We start from the raw sequence: 17886 nt of genomic DNA, 5'->3' as shown, positions 1-17886 counted from the left end.
CTGTATCACTTTTGTTCGGCAGGCTTGACCAGTCGTTTTTCCAGCTCGCTGCAGGCTTTCTGGATCATGTCTTCGGTGATCGGTACTTCGCGCCCTTGGGCGTCGATGAACGAGCAGCCCAGAGACTGGTCCGGTTGCGTGCGGATCACTTGAATCTTGTCGTCGCTGCTGTGTTGCAAGGACATGGCCTGTCTCCTCATCAGGTTGTGTGCCTATTTTAGTGTCGCCAGGTGACCGAGCCATGACACTCCTTGTAGGTTCATGGCGACAGCTCCACTCAATCAGAAACACGGTCGCGTTTCCAGCCAGACTTTAGACCGATAACATCTAGCCTCTAGTCGCTACGGTCATATTTAACCTGACTCATTCTGATTCAACCAAGTTCCGCTGCGCTTCGGTGTCGCCGGGCGGTCCATTTCCTGCTGCATTATCGGATGCTTCTGATGCTCTCTTCCCAACAACGCCGTGCCATACGCCTGGCCAGTGGCTTCATTGCCCCTTATCGCAAGCAGGTTGCTGGCGCCTTATTGGCCCTTATCGTCACCGCCGCAATCACCTTGTCCATGGGGCAAGGCATCCGGTTGCTGGTGGACCAGGGCTTCATGACGCGCTCCCCGCACCTGCTCAACCAGTCCATTGGCCTGTTCATGGTGCTTGTAGTGGGATTGGCGATCGGCACTTTTTCCCGTTTCTACCTGGTGTCCTGGATTGGCGAGCGAGTGGTAGCCGATATTCGCCGGCAGGTCTTCAACCATCTGGTGTATCTGCACCCGGGCTTTTACGAAAACAACCGCAGCTCGGAAATCCAGTCGCGCCTGACCGCCGATACGACCTTGTTGCAGTCAGTGATCGGCTCGTCGTTGTCGCTATTCTTGCGCAACGCCTTGATGGTGGTCGGCGGCATTGTGTTGTTGTTCATCACCAACCCCAAACTCACCAGTATCGTGGTGATCGCGCTGCCGTTGGTCTTGGCGCCGATCCTGATATTCGGGCGGCGGGTGCGCAGCCTGTCGCGCCAGAGCCAGGACCGCATTGCCGATGTCGGCAGCTACGTCTCCGAGACCCTCGGCCAGATCAAAACCGTGCAGGCCTACAACCATCAGGTCCAGGATGAGCGGCGCTTTGCCGTGACCGTGGAGCAGGCCTTCGACACCGCCCGCAAGCGCATCGCCCAGCGGGCCTGGCTGATCACACTGGTGATCGTGCTGGTGCTGGGGGCGGTGGGGGTGATGCTCTGGGTCGGGGGCATGGATGTGATCGCCGGACGGATTTCCGGGGGTGAGCTGGCGGCGTTTGTGTTCTACAGCCTGATCGTCGGCAGCGCTTTCGGCACCCTGAGCGAAGTCATCGGCGAGTTGCAGCGGGCGGCTGGTGCGGCTGAGCGCATTGCCGAATTGCTGCGCTCGGAAAACATCATCCAGCCGCCGGTTTCTGGCCTGGTGACTCTGCCTGAGCGGGTACGGGGTGATTTGCGTCTCGAAGGCGTGCGCTTCTCTTATCCGTCCCGGCCGGACAGCTATGCGGTCGACGGCCTGGACCTGAGCGTCCAGGCTGGCGAGACCCTGGCCCTGGTCGGGCCGTCCGGTGCCGGGAAATCCACGGTGTATGACTTGCTCCTGCGCTTCTACGACCCGGCGCAAGGGCGGATTCTCATCGATGATGTGCCGCTGACCCAGCTCGATCCACTGGACCTGCGTCGCCATTTCGCCCTGGTTTCGCAGAACCCGGCGCTGTTTTTCGGCACGGTTGAAGAGAACATCCGCTACGGCAATCCCGAGGCGACGTCCGAGCAGGTGCGCGAAGCCGCGCAGATTGCCCATGCCCACGATTTCATCGAAAAAATGCCGGAGGGTTACCAGACCCACCTGGGTGACGGCGGTCTGGGGTTATCCGGCGGTCAACGCCAGCGTCTGGCCATCGCCCGAGCGCTGTTGGTGGACGCACCGATCCTGCTATTGGACGAAGCCACCAGCGCCCTCGATGCGCAAAGCGAACACTTGATCCAGCAAGCGCTGCCCAGCCTGATGAAAAATCGCACCACCCTGGTCATCGCCCACCGCCTGGCCACGGTGAAAAATGCCGACCGGATCGCGGTGATGGATCAGGGCAAAGTAGTCGCCGTGGGCACCCATCAGGAACTGGTGGCCAGTAACGCGTTGTATGCGCGATTGGCGGCGTTGCAGTTCAATCAGCAGGGTGATTCTGTTCCGTGAGCCTGCTGAGCCGAAACCAATGTGGGAGCGAGCCTGCTCGGGATAGGGGCAGATAGGCAACCATGAGGTCGACTGTCACACCGCTATCGCGAGCAGGCTCGCTCCCACAGGGTCTGCAACCGAGCAAAAAAATGCCCGCATCGAAAGATGCGGGCATTTTTTCAGGAACAACTTGCCGCTTGAAGCCTATGGCTTGCTGCTGCCCACTCACTGATCATCAAAATAGCGCTCATGCCAGTCCACCAGCGGTTGCGGCGAGTTGAGTTTCTGGCCGTAGATCACCGAGTACGACAACACGTTCTGCACGTATTGCCGGGTTTCGTCGAAGGGGATGCTTTCGACCCAGACATCGAAGCTCAGGTGGTCGGCACCGCGCAGCCACTGGCGCACCCGACCAGGGCCGGCGTTGTAGGCGGCGGAGGCCAGGACGCGGTTGCCGTTGAACTGGCTGTGAACCTGGCTCAGGTACGCCGCGCCCAGCTGGATGTTCTTGTCCGGGTTCAGCACTTGCTTGGGCGAGGCCAGCGGGATGTTGAACTTGCGCGCGGTCTCCTTGGCGGTGGCCGGCATCAACTGCATCAGGCCGCTGGCGCCAACACCGGAGCGCGCATCTTCCATGAAGGCACTTTCCTGTCGAGTGATGGCGAACACCCAGCTTGAATGCAGGCCGCGAACCTTGGCTTCACGCACCAGAGTGTCGCGGTAGGCCATTGGGAAGCGAATATCCAGGTCATCCCAATACTTGGCCTGGCTGATGGTGCGGATCGCCGGGAAGTACCATTTCAGGTCGTAGGCCAGTTTCGCCTGGGCGACCATCTCGTCCCGGTTGAAGTGGCGAGTGACGTGATACCACTCGCGGCGACCGTCGACGATCTGACCCCGGGCATGAAACTCCAGGGCCCGACGAATACCCGGTGTGTTGCGCACTTTATTGATCAGCGCCTGGCTCATCACCAGCGGCTTGTTGTTGAGCGAATAGGGCGATTGAGAACGATCGGCGGCCAGGAAACCGTAGAAGTCCCGCTCACGGGCCAGATGCTTGTAAAGCGTCAGCGCCTCGGGATTCTGAGGCTGCGCCAGCTCCAGGCTGCGGGCCTGCCAGTAACGCCAGCGACTGGTGCTGGCCAGCGTCTCGGGCAGGCGGCGGGTCAACTCATAGGCGTCGTCCCAGCGGGCCAGGCGCAACAGCAGGCGCAAGCGCCATTCCGAGACGGTATCGTCGCGCAGTTCCGGGTCATATTTTGTCATCACGCCCAAGGCGCGACTGTCGAAACGCTTGGCCAGGGTCAGGCCAATTTCCCGGGCGATGGCGACTTTCTCAGGCTTGGAAAAATGCATGGTGCTGGCGTAGCCGTCCAACAGCGCCATGGCTTTCTCTGGATCCTGACGGGCCAGGCGCCGCAAGCCGAGGCTGACGATATCGGCCATCGGCTCATCGGCCGGACGGAAACGCGATGGCTGATTGAGCAGTTCCGGTTTTTGCGCCACGTCTATCAGCAGTTGGCCGCGAGGGGCGAGGGTGCTCAGGCCGCTGATCAGGCTTTTAGCCAGTGGATAATTGCGGGCCTGGGCGGCCAGTTTGGCGCGCTCCCAGCGCTTCTGTTCAGTCAGTTGACCCTGGGTCGCCCACAGGCCGAACAGCGCATCACACGCGGCCGGTTGGGATTTGCCGGTGAGCCAAAGCTTTTCGGTGTTGGCGTAGCCTTCGGCCTTGAGGCCATGACTGAGCTGATACTGGGCGTTGAGGCAGTCCAGTTCGGTGAAGTTGAGCTTGGGGTCGTAGTACTTGACGAAGGTCGCCCAATCGCCACGGTCGGCCAGCCAGCGCAACCAGCGCAGCTTCATCCAGTTGGCCTGGGGCAGGTCGCCATGTTCGGCGAGAAATTTCTCGATTTCGGCATTACTGGCGCTCTTGAGGCGAGCGGTCAATTCGTCGTAGGCCAGGTAGGGTTCCAGCGGATAGTCACGCAGGGCCTGGCTGTAGCGAAAATAGGGGCCGGAATCACCTTTGGCCAAGGCACGCTTGGCTTCATCGTAATACTGACGCTGGGTGGAGATATCCACCGCCTGGGCGGTTTGAACGGCAGTGGCACATACAAACAAGCAAGATAAAACACTGAAAAGGCGACTGCGCATGATACGTCCGGGCAGAAAAAAACATGACAAGCCCAAGGTTTGACCCAGGGTAACTGTCTGTAGCTTAGCCTTTTGCCAGCAATGGGCGAAAGCTTTGCGGGGTCATCCGCGCAAGTTCGCAACATTTGTTATGCAGAGTGCTTCGAGGGCGAAATTGGCGGACTTCTGAGGCCTCATCTCAGGTAGAATGCGCGCCCGGTTTTTGGAGAAGCTCATGACCCTGCTCAAATTCAGCGATGTGTCCCTTGCTTTCGGCGCTATGCCGTTGTTGGACAAGGTGTCCTGGCAGATCGCCCGTGGTGAGCGGGTGTGCATCATCGGCCGCAACGGCACTGGCAAGTCCAGCATGATGAAGCTGGTCAAGGGCGATCAGAAGCCCGATGACGGCTCGGTCTGGCGCGCGCCAGGCCTGAAAATCGGCGAATTGCCCCAGGAACTGCCGGTGGCCGACGAGCGGACGGTGTTCGACGTGGTCGCCGAAGGCCTGGACGGTGTCGGCGCGCTGCTGGCCGAGTATCACCACCTGAGCCAGAACATCGTCACCGATGCCGACCTGGACAAGTTGATGCACGTGCAGCACGACCTCGAAGCCCGCGATGGCTGGCGCCTGCAGCAGTTGGTGGACAGCACCCTGAGCCGTCTGCAACTGCCGGCCGACAAGACCCTGGCCGAGCTGTCCGGTGGCTGGCGTCGCCGGGTGTTGTTGGCCCAGGCCCTGGTGTCCGAGCCGGACCTGCTGCTGCTCGACGAGCCCACCAACCACCTGGACATCGGCGCCATCGCCTGGCTTGAAGAAGCCCTGAAGGATTTCCAGGGCGCGGTGCTGTTCATCACGCACGACCGTTCTTTCCTGCAAAATCTGGCGACCCGTATCCTCGAACTGGATCGCGGCGGCCTGATCGACTGGAACGGCGACTACGCCAGCTTCCTGGTGCACAAGGAAGCAGCGCTGGCGGCGGAAGAAACCGCAAACGCGCTGTTCGACAAGAAGCTGGCCCAGGAAGAAGTCTGGATTCGCCAGGGTATCAAGGCCCGTCGCACCCGCAACGAAGGCCGTGTACGAGCGCTCAAGGCGCTGCGCATGGAGCGCAGTGAGCGTCGCGAGCGCACCGGCAAGGCCAATATTCAGCTGGATACCGCTGACAAGTCCGGCAAGCAGGTGATGGTTCTTGAGAACGTGAGTTTTGCGCACCCTGGCGGCCCGTTCCTGATCAAGGACTTTTCCATGGTGCTGCAGCGTGGTGACCGCATTGGTCTGCTGGGCGCCAACGGTACCGGCAAGACCACCTTGCTCAAGCTGATGCTCGGCGGTCTGGTACCGACCAATGGCAAGGTGGAGGAGGGCACGAAGATCGACGTCGCCTACTTCGACCAGTTGCGCCATCAGTTGGACCTTGAAAAAACCGTCATCGACAACGTTGCCGAAGGCCGCGATTTCATCGACATCGATGGCCAGAGCCGCCATGTGTTGAGCTATCTGGGCGACTTCCTGTTCAGCCCTCAACGTGCTCGTACCCCGGTCAAGGCGCTGTCCGGCGGTGAACGTGCCCGTCTGCTGCTGGCCAAACTGTTCAGCAAGCCGGCGAACCTGCTGGTGCTCGACGAACCGACCAACGACCTGGACGTGGAAACCCTCGAGTTGCTGGAAGAGGTGCTGCTGACCTTCAACGGTACTGTGCTGATGGTCAGCCACGACCGGGCATTCCTCGACAACGTGGTTACCAGCACCCTGGTGTTCGAAGGCGAAGGCCTGGTGCGTGAATACGTCGGTGGTTATCAGGACTGGCTGCGCCAGGGTGGCTCGCCGCGCTTGCTGGGCGTGACTGAGAGCAAGTCCGGCAAGGCCGACCTGAATTCGGCGGTGGTCAAGGCCGAGCCTGCTCCGGTTGCTGCTGCACCGGCGGCGGCACCGGCAAAGAAGAAGCTCAGCTACAAGTTGCAGCGTGAGCTGGAAGCATTGCCGGGTGATATCGACGCGAAGGAACAGCAGATCGCAGCGGTGCAAGCCGAAATGGCTGACATTGGCTTCTACCAGCGCCCTGCGGCTGAAACCGCCAAGGTGATCGCGCATCTGGAGCAGCTGCAGGCCGAGCTGGATGCACTGGTCGAGCGCTGGGCTGAACTGGACGCTTGATCCACTGTTGTAAAGAATCCCGGTGCTCAGAGATGAACGCCGGGATTTCTATTTGAAACGCTATTCCCCTGTGGGAGCGAGCCTGCTCGCGATAGCGGTGGGTCAGTAATATGGGTATTGGCTGACCCAACGCTATCGCGAGCAGGCTCGCTCCCACAGGTTTAGGTTTTATGTGCGCTTGACCAGATGCACCGCGAGCACATCGCAAGGCGCGCCATGCAGCACGTCGTTGGCTGTAGAGCCCAACAGCAGTGCCAGGCCATGACGGCCATGGCTGCCCACGACGATCAGGTCGCAACCCTGTTCCTTGGCCAGGTGATGGATCTCCTGACGCGGCTGGCCGTAGGTCAGGTGGCTGTATTCCTTTTTCAGGGCGGGGTATTTCACGATCAGCCGGTCAAGGCGTTCCTTGGCTTGATCGAATTGTTGTTGTTGCAACTGGGAAAGGTCCATCGGCACATCACCACCGAAGGCCATGGCCATGGGTTCGACGATGTGAACCAGCGACAGTTTGGTGTCTCGACCTTCGCAAAGGGCCAGAGCACGCTTGACGACGGGATCACATTCTTCAGTGAGGTCGACGGCGACCAGGACGTGTTCGTAGTACATGGAAGGCACTCCAGAGAATTGCGATACGGTAAGTATGGCTGGTTTCAAGCGCATCGACGGCGACGTGGGTCAATCGTCAATGGGCTCATCAGAATTCGGGGAGTACGAATATGACGGTCTGGATAGTGGTGTCAATCCTGTTGGTGGTATTAAGCCCCCTGGCATGGTTGCGCCCGTCCCGTGTTCAGAGCGGTCGCATGGCGTTGCGCATGGAGGCGCGACGCCTTGGCCTGGCCATGCAACTGGCTCCGCAGGAGTGGCCCCACTGGCTCGGGCAGCAGGCGCCAAACCCCTGCGCCCAGTACCATCGGCCCCGACGGGGCAAGCAGCCGGCTATCTGGACCTACTGGCAAACAGCGCCGGGCGTATGGGTCAATCAGTGGCGCGAAGTCTGCCAGGATGAGTCGTTGCTCAATCATTTCGAAAAATTGCCAGCCAACGTCTACAAAATCGAGGCCGACGGGCAAATGATCGCCTTATATTGGGGCGAGAAGGGCGAAGCCGCTGTGTTGCAGGATATTTGCGCGGTGCTCAAGGCGCTGGCCTGAGGCATAAAAAAGCCCGACAGTCTCATCGGGCGGGTTGGCCAGGCAGGCCGGTAATCAAAACGCCTATCCGGACGTTCGTTCGTAACGTCCTTTGCTCAAAATCTTCAATCGCGCTCCCGACAGAGTAGTCGGTTGAATCCAGCGCGCTTGGAATTAGGGCGACTTTTCTAATTATTGATCCTATGAATGGCTGTACATGCAGCGCCGTGTTGCGGATCCGTGCGGTACGCAAATGACCGGGAAGTCGCGTTCAAGCCCCTGTTTAGGGCGATTGACAATTGTCGGAAATTCCGTGAAGGTGGCATACCCAAATCAAACGGGCGTATGAATTGAGCGTTTGTATTTTCCGAACGTTCCTACAGAACCCCGACTATCGCGTTGACGGGTGTGCCTGGCGGATTGGCGTAGCATCGGCGGTAAACGTCAATGCCGAACCAGCAGTCAGCGTTCAACGTGTACTGTTCAGCTTCCATATCGTGGAGATCAGTTGATGATTTACGAAGGTAAAGCCATCACGGTTAAGGCTCTTGAAAGTGGCATCGTCGAACTGAAGTTCGATCTCAAGGGTGAGTCCGTCAACAAGTTCAACCGTCTAACCCTGAATGAACTGCGTCAGGCTGTGGACACTATCAAGGCAGATGCTTCGATCAAGGGTGTGATCGTCAGCAGCGGCAAGGACGTCTTCATCGTCGGCGCCGACATCACCGAATTCGTCGATAACTTCAAGCTGCCCGATGCCGAACTGATCGCTGGCAACCTCGAAGCGAACCGTATTTTTAGCGACTTCGAAGACCTCAACGTACCGACCGTCGCGGCCATCAATGGCATCGCCCTGGGTGGCGGCCTTGAGATGTGCCTGGCAGCGGATTACCGCGTCATGTCCAGCACGGCCAAGATCGGCCTGCCGGAAGTCAAGCTGGGCATCTACCCAGGCTTTGGCGGTACCGTGCGTCTGCCGCGCCTGATCGGTGCCGACAACGCCATCGAGTGGATTGCCGCCGGCAAGGAAAACCGTGCTGAAGACGCACTGAAAGTCGGCGCCGTGGATGCCGTGGTCGAGCCAGGCAAACTCCAGGAAGCGGCCCTCGAAACGATCAAGCGCGCCATCAGTGGCGAGTTCGGCTACAAGGCCAAGCGCCAGCCGAAGCTGGAAAAGCTCAAGCTCAATGCCATCGAACAAATGATGGCTTTCGAAACCGCCAAGGGTTTCGTCGCAGGTCAAGCAGGCCCGAACTACCCGGCGCCGGTCGAAGCGATCAAGACCATCCAGAAAGCCGCGAACTTCGGTCGCGACAAGGCCCTGGAAGTCGAAGCCGCCGGCTTCGTCAAACTGGCCAAGACCTCGGCTGCACAAAGCCTGATCGGTCTGTTCCTCAATGACCAGGAACTGAAGAAAAAGGCCAAGGCCTACGACGAAATCGCCCGTGACGTGAAGCAGGCCGCCGTACTCGGCGCCGGTATCATGGGTGGCGGTATCGCCTATCAGTCGGCGTCCAAAGGCACGCCGATCCTGATGAAAGACATCAACGAGCACGGTATCGAGCAAGGCCTGGCCGAGGCGGCCAAGCTGCTGGTTGGCCGCGTCGATAAAGGTCGCATGACCGCGGCGAAGATGGCCGAAGTGCTCAACGGCATTCGTCCGACCTTGTCTTACGGCGATTTCGGCCATGTCGACCTGGTGGTCGAAGCCGTTGTCGAGAACCCGAAGGTCAAGCAGGCGGTACTGGCTGAAGTCGAAGACAAGGTCAAAGAGGACACCATCCTCGCTTCGAACACCTCGACCATTTCCATCTCGCTGCTGGCCAAGGCCCTCAAGCGTCCGGAAAACTTCGTCGGCATGCACTTCTTCAACCCGGTGCACATGATGCCGCTGGTGGAAGTGATCCGTGGCGAGAAGTCCAGCGAACAAGCGATCGCCACCACCGTGGCCTACGCCAAGAAAATGGGCAAGAACCCGATCGTCGTCAACGACTGCCCGGGCTTTTTGGTCAACCGCGTTCTGTTCCCGTACTTCGGCGGTTTCGCCAAGCTGGTCAGCGCTGGTGTGGACTTTGTGCGCATCGACAAGATCATGGAAAAATTCGGCTGGCCGATGGGCCCTGCGTACCTGATGGACGTGGTCGGCATCGATACCGGCCACCATGGTCGCGATGTCATGGCTGAAGGCTTCCCGGACCGCATGAAAGACGACCGCCGGTCGGCCGTCGACGTGCTCTACGAAGCCAAGCGCCTGGGCCAGAAGAACGGCAAGGGCTTCTACGCCTACGAGACCGACAAGCGCGGTAAGCAGAAGAAAGTGGCCGACTCGTCGGTGCTGGAAGTGCTCAAGCCGATCGTCTACGAGCAGCGCGAAGTCACCGACGAGGACATCATCAACTGGATGATGATCCCGCTGTGCCTTGAAACCGTGCGTTGCCTGGAAGACGGCATTGTTGAAACCGCCGCCGAAGCCGACATGGGTCTGGTCTACGGTATCGGTTTCCCTCCATTCCGTGGCGGTGCGCTGCGCTACATCGATTCGATCGGTGTGGCCGAGTTCGTTGCCCTGGCAGACCAGTACGCTGATTTGGGCGCGCTGTACCACCCGACCGCGAAGCTGCGTGAAATGGCCAAGAACGGCCAGAGCTTCTTCGGTTAAGCGCCCAACGACTAGAGCGAGAGAACATTTATGAGCTTGAATCCTAGAGACGTCGTGATTGTCGACTTCGGTCGTACGCCGATGGGCCGCTCCAAGGGCGGCATGCACCGCAACACCCGCGCCGAAGACATGTCGGCGCACCTGATCAGCAAGCTGCTGGAACGTAACGTCAAGGTCGACCCCAACGAAGTCGAAGACGTAATCTGGGGCTGTGTGAACCAGACCCTGGAGCAGGGCTGGAACATCGCCCGCATGGCTTCGCTGATGACCCAGATCCCTCACACCGCGGCCGGACAGACTGTCAGCCGTCTGTGCGGTTCGTCCATGAGCGCGCTGCATACCGCTGCTCAGGCGATCATGACCGGCAACGGTGATGTGTTCGTCGTCGGCGGTGTCGAGCACATGGGCCACGTGAGCATGATGCACGGCGTCGATCCGAACCCGCACATGTCGCTGTACGCGGCAAAAGCCTCGGGCATGATGGGCCTGACCGCGGAAATGCTCGGCAAAATGCACGGCATCACCCGCGAACAGCAGGACGCCTTCGGCGTGCGCTCCCACCAGCTCGCCCACAAGGCGACCGTGGAAGGCAAGTTCAAGGATGAAATCATCCCGATGCAGGGCTACGACGAGAACGGTTTCCTGAAATTGTTCGACTACGACGAAACCATTCGTCCGGAAACCACCCTGGAAAGCCTGGCGGCCCTCAAGCCGGCCTTCAATCCAAAGGGCGGCACCGTGACAGCCGGTACTTCTTCGCAGATCACCGACGGTGCTTCGTGCATGATCGTGATGTCGGCCCAGCGTGCCCAGGACCTGGGCATCCAGCCGATGGCGGTGATTCGTTCGATGGCCGTGGCCGGTGTTGATCCGGCAATCATGGGCTATGGTCCAGTACCGGCGACGCAGAAAGCCTTGAAGCGTGCGGGTCTGAGTATTTCCGATATCGACTTCTTCGAGCTCAACGAAGCTTTCGCCGCACAGGCCCTGCCAGTGCTGAAAGATCTGAAAGTGCTCGACAAGATGAACGAGAAGGTTAACCTGCACGGCGGCGCGATCGCCCTGGGTCACCCGTTCGGTTGCTCCGGTGCGCGTATCTCCGGCACGCTGCTCAACGTCATGAAGCAGAACGGCGGCACCTTTGGGGTGTCCACTATGTGCATTGGCCTCGGCCAGGGCATCGCCACTGTCTTCGAACGCGTCTAAGCGTTACGTCGATGGAAGCCGGGGCCAAGTGCCCCGGTTTTTGTTTTTCCGGGTTTAGAAAAAAAAGATTTTGTTTTTATTTAAAAAATATTTGAGCGAGGGCCGAAGCATGCCGATACAACCTGGGCTCTACCAACATTACAAAGGTCCGCAGTACCGCGTATTCAGCATCGCGCGGCATTCCGAGACCGAGGAAGAAGTGGTCTTCTATCAAGCCCTGTATGGCGATTACGGCTTTTGGGTGCGACCGTTGAGCATGTTCCAGGAGTCTGTCGAAGTTGACGGCGAGCAGGTGCCACGCTTTGCTTTGGTGCAGGCCGAAGAGAGCCTTTTTTCCAAGCCTTGAGGCCGATACCGGGGCAACCCTGCGCTTGACCTCACCTTGCAGCCACTATATATAGCGGTGCCGCGTCAGGCGCCAACCGCCTTTCACTTTTTAGAATTCAGGAATTTTCTGATCCATGGGCAAATCGCTGGTCATTGTGGAATCCCCGGCTAAGGCCAAGACCATCAACAAGTATCTGGGCAACCAATACGTGGTGAAGTCGAGTATCGGCCATATCCGAGACCTGCCCACCAGCGGTTCGGCTAGCGCCAGCAAGGAGCCAGCCGCCAAGCGCGGCAAGGCTGCTGCCGGTGAAGCGCCGGCGCTGTCGCCCAAGGACAAGGCGCGCAAGCAGCTGGTCTCGCGCATGGGGGTTGATCCGGAACACGGCTGGAAAGCCAAGTACGAGATCCTCCCGGGCAAGGAAAAGGTCATCGAAGAACTGCGTCGGCTCGCCAAGGATGCCGACACCATCTATCTGGCGACGGACTTGGACCGCGAAGGGGAAGCCATTGCCTGGCACCTGCGCGAAGCCATCGGTGGGGATGACAGCCGCTACAAGCGCGTGGTGTTCAACGAAATCACCAAGAAGGCCATCCAGGAGGCCTTCTCCCAGCCAGGCGAGCTGGACATCGATCGGGTCAACGCCCAACAGGCGCGGCGCTTCCTTGATCGCGTGGTGGGCTACATGGTCTCGCCTCTGCTGTGGGCCAAGATCGCCCGTGGCCTGTCGGCCGGGCGTGTGCAGTCGGTCGCCGTGAAGCTGGTGGTGGAGCGCGAGCGGGAGATCCGTGCGTTCATCCCTGAAGAATACTGGGAAGTCCACGCCGACCTCGGCACCGCCAAGGGCGCCACCGTGCGCTTCGACGTGGCCCGTGAGAAGGGTGAAGCCTTCAAGCCGCTCAACGAAGCCCAGGCCATGGCTGCGTTGGAGAAGCTCAAGGCTTCCAGCTACAGCATCGTCAAGCGTGAAGACAAGCCGACCAGCAGCAAGCCGTCGGCACCGTTCATCACCTCCACGTTGCAACAGGCAGCGAGCAACCGCCTGGGTTTCGGCGTGAAGAAAACCATGATGATGGCCCAGCGTTTGTACGAAGCGGGCTACATCACGTACATGCGTACCGACTCGACCAACCTCTCGGCCGATGCCGTGACAATGGCGCGCACTTATATAGAATGCGAGTTCGGCAAGAAATACCTGCCGGAGACGCCGAACGTCTACAGCAGCAAGGAAGGCGCACAAGAGGCTCACGAAGCGATTCGTCCCTCCGATGCCAACACCGAGCCAAGCAAGCTGTCGGGCATGGAGCGCGATGCCGAGCGCCTCTACGAGCTGATCTGGCGCCAGTTCCTGGCCTGCCAGATGCTGCCGGCGCAATACCTGTCGACCACGGTCACCGTCGGTGCTGGCGACTTCGAGCTGCGCGCCAAGGGCCGCATCCTGAAGTTCGACGGCTACACCCGCGTCATGCCGCAAATCACCAAGCCGGGTGACGACGACGTCCTGCCAGACATGGCCCAGGGCGATGTGATGAAGCTGATCAAGCTTGATCCGACCCAGCACTTCACCAAGCCGCCGGCCCGTTATTCGGAAGCCAGCCTGGTCAAGGAAATGGAAAAGCGTGGCATCGGTCGTCCTTCGACCTACGCGGCGATCATTTCCACCATCCAGGACCGCGGTTACGTGGCGCTGCACAACCGTCGGTTCTATTCGGAAAAGATGGGCGACATCGTCACCGAACGTTTGTCCGAGAGCTTCTCCAACCTGATGGATTACGGCTTCACCGCCGGCATGGAAGAGAACCTCGACGACGTGGCCCAGGGTGAGCGGGACTGGAAAAACGTCCTCGACGAGTTTTATGGCGATTTCAAGAAAAAACTCGAAGTAGCCGAAAGTGCCGAGAACGGCATGCGGGCCAACCAGCCCGTCATGACCGACATCCCATGCCTGACGTGTGGTCGTCCGATGCAGATCCGTACCGCCTCGACTGGCGTGTTCCTGGGTTGCTCGGGCTACAGTCTGCCTCCCAAGGAGCGCTGCAAGGCGACGGTCAACCTGGTGCCGGGCGACGAAATCGCCGCGGACGACGAGGGTGAATCGGAATCCCTGGTGCTGCGCGGCAAGCACCGCTGCCCGATCTGCAGCACAGCGATGGATGCCTACCTGTTGGATGAGAAGCGCAAGCTGCACATCTGCGGTAACAATCCCGATTGCGCCGGTTACGAGATCGAAGAGGGCACCTATCGCATCAAGGGCTATGAAGGTCCGAGCCTTGAGTGCGACAAGTGTGGCAGTGAGATGCAGCTCAAGACCGGCCGTTTCGGCAAGTTCTTCGGCTGCACCAATCCGACCTGCAAGAACACCCGCAAACTGCTCAAGAGCGGTGACGCGGCGCCGCCGAAGATGGACCCGGTGAAGATGCCTGAACTCAAGTGCGAGAAGGTCAACGACACCTACATCCTGCGCGACGGCGCGTCCGGCCTGTTCCTGGCGGCGAGCCAGTTCCCGAAAAACCGCGAGACCCGTGCGCCGCTGGTGCTGGAGATCGTGCCGCACAAGGATGAAATCGATCCGAAGTACCATTTCCTCTGCGAAGCTCCGCAGAAGGATCCGGAGGGTCGGCCGGCGGTGATTCGTTACAGCCGCAAGACCAAGGAGCAGTACGTGCAGACCGAAGTCGACGGCAAGCCAACCGGCTGGAAGGCGTACTACGACGGCGGTAAATGGACGGTTGAAGACAAGCGCTGATCACCAAGGCTTGTCTGAAGAGGGGGGCTTGCTTTAGGGCTCCCTGTGGCGAGGGGGCTTGCTCCCGCTGGACCAGTCCGATATTTCGGGCGCAGCTGTCCCAATAGCCTCAAGTCAACAAAAGGCCGCATGACAACCCGTAGGTTTTCATGCGGCCTTTTTGTTTTTGCCTTGCAGTGGCCTCGGTTGTTCCACGACACTGTCGCCCTTGCGTGAAGCTTTTATTTCGTTGGGGAGAATGCCGCCATGGCCCACGAACTCTACACCCGCACCAATCAGAAAATTTATTTTGCCGGCCTGTCGCTCGAAGCGCTCGCCAGGGCAGAGGATGGGCGTGCGATGAATTCCCCCGCGCTGACCCAGGCTGGGCGCGAATCAGCGCTGTTTCATCTGTACGGCGCGTTGTTGGGGCTTTGCCACGAAATTGCCGGTTTCTACCGTCTGCCGCAGGCAAATGCGCCCCGGGCCGAACTGTTGTTGACACAAGAGGTGTTGGAAACCGTCGCCATTCCGGAACTGGCCGAAATGGTCGAGCTGGCGCACAACCCGCAAACCTGGCTGGCGCAACTGTTGGCGGCACACGCGGCACTGTTTGAGCCGCCCCGCGCTCCTCGCAAGCCTAAGGGCGACGTGACCCAGCCTTTGATCATGGCGGTCAATCTGGACGAAGAAGAGCCCGAGCAGGCATTGAGCCGAGAGGAGCTGGAAAGCTGGCGTCAGAACCTCAAGAGCTTGGCAATCCGCTTTCGCGAAGGGCTGAACGAGTGCTGAGTTTTCCCCCGATCCGTAATATTCGCCCATAACGCTTGGTCAAGATCCCGAGCGAAGCCTGGCCGATGACTATATAATCCTCGCCTTTCGTGGAGAACAGACTTTTATGCCAACGTCCTTTCTAGAAATTGTCGAACTTCCTGATGGCCGCATCGAGCTGCGCAGGGCCGAGGACGAGGGTTCTCTGGTTACCTTGAACTTCTCCGAGGACGCCAAGGCCTTCCTGCAAGGCCAGCACGTCGAAGTCGCCAAGGCGATGTTGAGTGTGGGCGTGCAGATGGCAGGTCGTCTGGTTGAAGGCGAATTCAACAAGGAAGAGGGGCCGCGGGTTCTTCATTGATCCCGCCTGTCGGCTTTTTGGACGATAGTGTTCCTGGCCGGCTTCTCTGTCCTGGAGAAGCCCTGAGTTTTTTAGCCCAATCGAATATTCAGGCTTTGTGCGTCCCCGGTGCGCGCGGCGCTGATCAACTGTTGCCGTGCGGTTGTGGTCAACGGATTGAGCCAACTGACCACCGTATGGCTGCGACCCAGGCGCAACGCTTCGCAGGTCAGTTGCTGGGCGCTTTGAGTGCCTCGCGGCTGTAGCAGCAGGATGCGCTCACGGTTCAGGCCCGCATCTCGCAGCCAAGCCTGGGTGACACTGGCCGGTGGTGCGATCAGCGTCAGCCAGCGAGCGTCCTGGTCCTGGCTCAGCTCGCGCAGGATCGGCGCCAGCAGGTTCAGGCAGTTCCCGGCGGCACCACGTAACGACAGTTCGCTGAAGGCTTCGGGCTCGGCGCCCCAAGGTGACTCGATCACCTCTTTGAGGGCGGGAACCAGCGGTTGGGCCATGAACGCCTCGAACAGCGGAAGTTGAGTGTGTTGTGGTGTGTGTGGGAACTGCATAAAGCCTCCTTTAGCGGCGAATAACGCCGACACTCAAGCCTTCGATGACCAGATCCTGATCTTTAAGATTGACTTCGATGGGGGCGAACTCGGGGTTCTCGGCAATCAGCCAGACCTTGCTGCCGTCGCGCTTGAAACGCTTGACGGTCACTTCATCACCGATTCGCGCCACCACGATCTGGCCGTTGCGGGCTTCGCGAGTGGTGTGGACCGCAAGAAGGTCGCCGTCGAAGATGCCGATGTCCTTCATGCTCATGCCGTGCACGCGAAGAAGGTAGTCAGCTCGTGGATGGAAGAACGATGGGTTGATGTTGCAGGACTCCTCGACATGCTGCTCGGCGAGGATCGGAGCACCTGCTGCTACCCGGCCGATGATCGGCAGGGTGGTTTCGTCGGCCTTGGCCTCGAAGCCGGGGATGCGAATGCCACGGGACGCGCCCGGGGTCATTTCGATAGCGCCCTTGCGAGCCAGCGCCTTGAGGTGCTCTTCAGCCGCGTTGGGCGACTTGAAGCCCAGTTCCTGGGCGATTTCCGCGCGGGTCGGCGGGTAGCCGTTGTCTTCGAGGCAGCGTTTGATGAAGGCTAGAATCTCTGCTTGGCGTGGCGTCAGCTTTAGCATATTGATCGCTCTGTCTTTTTATACAGTGACTGGGATTATATACAGTGGGCGCGGCTTGGCAATCCTCCTTTTCGCACAGGCCGCTGGACGGTCGGTCGGGCCGCAAAAACGTCATGGGCTACAGCGGGCCGCAGGTGTGGTTAAATATCTGACCGAGCGTTCGCAAAACGTCCCGGCAGGCTTGACAACCCCAAGGCTGAAACGTATGTTTCAAACAAGTGTTTGTCAGGCGGAGTAGCCATGGCCCAGTCGGAAACCGTAGAACGCATTCTCGATGCTGCCGAGCAATTGTTCGCGGAAAAAGGTTTCGCTGAAACCTCATTGCGTCTGATCACCAGCAAGGCCGGGGTGAACCTGGCGGCGGTGAATTATCACTTCGGTTCGAAGAAAGCGCTGATCCAGGCCGTGTTCTCGCGTTTCCTCGGGCCTTTCTGTGTCAGCCTGGATCGTGAGTTGGAGCGGCGTCAGGCCAAGCCTGACGTCAAGCCAACCCTGGAAGAGCTGCTGGAGATCCTGGTTGAGCAAGCCCTTGTCGTGCAGCCACGCAGCGGTAACGACCTTTCCATTTTCATGCGCTTGCTGGGCTTGGCATTCAGCCAGAGCCAAGGCCACCTGCGGCGGTATCTGGAAGACATGTACGGCAAGGTTTTCCGCCGCTATATGCTTCTGGTCAATGAGGCCGCGCCGCGCATTCCGCCGATCGAGTTGTTCTGGCGCGTGCATTTCATGCTCGGCGCCGCTGCCTTCAGCATGTCCGGCATCAAGGCGCTGCGGGCCATCGCTGAAACCGATTTCGGTGTGAATACCTCGATTGAGCAAGTGATGCGTCTGATGGTGCCATTCCTGGCCGCAGGCATGCGCGCCGAAAGTGGCGTCACCGATGAGGCCATGGCTGCCGCGCAGTTGCGCCCACGCAGCAAATCAGCCCCGGCGCTCGCCAAGGCCTGAGTGCACGGGTGGGCGCGGCTGCCTACATCCGCTAAGCTAGCGGCCCATGCCGACTCTCGTTTCGAACCCGCTTTATATTTCATTGCATAACCGTGACCTGCCGGG

Annotated in this window: 15 protein-coding genes; 10 read left to right on the top strand and 5 right to left on the bottom strand. The window is 59.7% G+C overall.

From position 1 onward, the window contains the following. Positions 1-5: 5 nt before the first annotated feature. The gene (locus tag CRX69_RS22665; RefSeq protein WP_003199629.1) at positions 6-185 is read right to left on the bottom strand and encodes a PA1571 family protein; all 180 of its coding nucleotides are present in this window, start codon (positions 183-185) and stop codon (positions 6-8) included. Between the two features lie 249 nt (positions 186-434). Here CRX69_RS22665 and CRX69_RS22660 point away from each other — a divergent pair, with 249 nt between their 5' ends. Then, complete coding sequence (locus CRX69_RS22660) at positions 435-2213, top strand: ABC transporter transmembrane domain-containing protein (RefSeq protein WP_160892048.1); 1779 nt, start codon at positions 435-437, stop codon at positions 2211-2213. 207 nt (positions 2214-2420) lie between these two features. Here the strand turns inward: CRX69_RS22660 and CRX69_RS22655 are convergent, their stop codons facing one another. Then, positions 2421-4349, bottom strand: coding sequence for a transglycosylase SLT domain-containing protein (locus tag CRX69_RS22655; protein ID WP_076385604.1), 1929 nt, complete (start codon positions 4347-4349; stop codon positions 2421-2423). Positions 4350-4563: 214 nt separating this feature from the next. Between CRX69_RS22655 and CRX69_RS22650 the strand changes: the two genes are divergently transcribed. Continuing rightward, positions 4564-6483, top strand: a complete 1920-nt coding sequence (locus tag CRX69_RS22650) for an ATP-binding cassette domain-containing protein (protein ID WP_076385602.1) — start codon at positions 4564-4566, stop codon at positions 6481-6483. A 168-nt stretch (positions 6484-6651) separates the two neighbouring features. Here CRX69_RS22650 and CRX69_RS22645 read toward each other — a convergent pair whose 3' ends face one another. Continuing rightward, positions 6652-7092: a universal stress protein gene (locus CRX69_RS22645; protein WP_047227202.1), complete on the bottom strand. Its 441-nt coding sequence runs from the start codon at positions 7090-7092 to the stop codon at positions 6652-6654. Positions 7093-7202: 110 nt separating this feature from the next. Here CRX69_RS22645 and CRX69_RS22640 point away from each other — a divergent pair, with 110 nt between their 5' ends. The 7 genes from CRX69_RS22640 (at position 7203) to CRX69_RS22605 (ending at position 15669) form a co-directional block, all read left to right on the top strand. Beyond that, the gene (locus CRX69_RS22640) at positions 7203-7640 is read left to right on the top strand and encodes a hypothetical protein (RefSeq protein ID WP_076385600.1); all 438 of its coding nucleotides are present in this window, start codon (positions 7203-7205) and stop codon (positions 7638-7640) included. A gap of 490 nt (positions 7641-8130) precedes the next feature. Beyond that, complete coding sequence (gene fadB, locus CRX69_RS22630; protein ID WP_107322908.1) at positions 8131-10278, top strand: fatty acid oxidation complex subunit alpha FadB; 2148 nt, start codon at positions 8131-8133, stop codon at positions 10276-10278. 30 nt (positions 10279-10308) lie between these two features. Continuing rightward, complete coding sequence (gene fadA, locus CRX69_RS22625) at positions 10309-11484, top strand: acetyl-CoA C-acyltransferase FadA (protein WP_025212747.1); 1176 nt, start codon at positions 10309-10311, stop codon at positions 11482-11484. Positions 11485-11593: 109 nt separating this feature from the next. Beyond that, complete coding sequence (locus tag CRX69_RS22620) at positions 11594-11830, top strand: DUF1653 domain-containing protein (RefSeq protein WP_047227205.1); 237 nt, start codon at positions 11594-11596, stop codon at positions 11828-11830. Positions 11831-11945: 115 nt separating this feature from the next. Next, positions 11946-14558 carry a type I DNA topoisomerase gene (gene topA, locus CRX69_RS22615; RefSeq protein ID WP_107322907.1) on the top strand — a complete coding sequence of 871 codons (2613 nt, stop codon included), beginning with the start codon at positions 11946-11948 and terminating at the stop codon, positions 14556-14558. A gap of 246 nt (positions 14559-14804) precedes the next feature. Next, on the top strand, positions 14805-15329 hold the full coding sequence (locus CRX69_RS22610) for a DUF6586 family protein (RefSeq protein WP_107322906.1): 525 nt from the start codon (positions 14805-14807) through the stop codon (positions 15327-15329). 106 nt (positions 15330-15435) lie between these two features. Beyond that, positions 15436-15669, top strand: a complete 234-nt coding sequence (locus tag CRX69_RS22605; protein WP_047227208.1) for a hypothetical protein — start codon at positions 15436-15438, stop codon at positions 15667-15669. A 71-nt stretch (positions 15670-15740) separates the two neighbouring features. Here the strand turns inward: CRX69_RS22605 and sulA are convergent, their stop codons facing one another. Both sulA and lexA read right to left on the bottom strand, forming a co-directional pair. Beyond that, on the bottom strand, positions 15741-16214 hold the full coding sequence (sulA, locus tag CRX69_RS22600) for an SOS-induced cell division inhibitor SulA (RefSeq protein WP_047227209.1): 474 nt from the start codon (positions 16212-16214) through the stop codon (positions 15741-15743). A 10-nt stretch (positions 16215-16224) separates the two neighbouring features. Further along, positions 16225-16833 carry a transcriptional repressor LexA gene (gene lexA / locus CRX69_RS22595; protein WP_047227210.1) on the bottom strand — a complete coding sequence of 203 codons (609 nt, stop codon included), beginning with the start codon at positions 16831-16833 and terminating at the stop codon, positions 16225-16227. A gap of 240 nt (positions 16834-17073) precedes the next feature. Between lexA and CRX69_RS22590 the strand changes: the two genes are divergently transcribed. Continuing rightward, entirely contained in the window at positions 17074-17781 is a 708-nt protein-coding gene (locus tag CRX69_RS22590) for a TetR/AcrR family transcriptional regulator (protein WP_092403122.1), read from the top strand. Positions 17782-17886: the final 105 nt, after the last annotated feature.

Origin of the sequence: Pseudomonas rhizophila, from assembly GCF_003033885.1 — a bacterium.
GTDB classification, from domain to species: Bacteria; Pseudomonadota; Gammaproteobacteria; order Pseudomonadales; family Pseudomonadaceae; genus Aquipseudomonas; species Aquipseudomonas rhizophila.
This window is presented reverse-complemented; position numbering and strand designations above follow the sequence as displayed.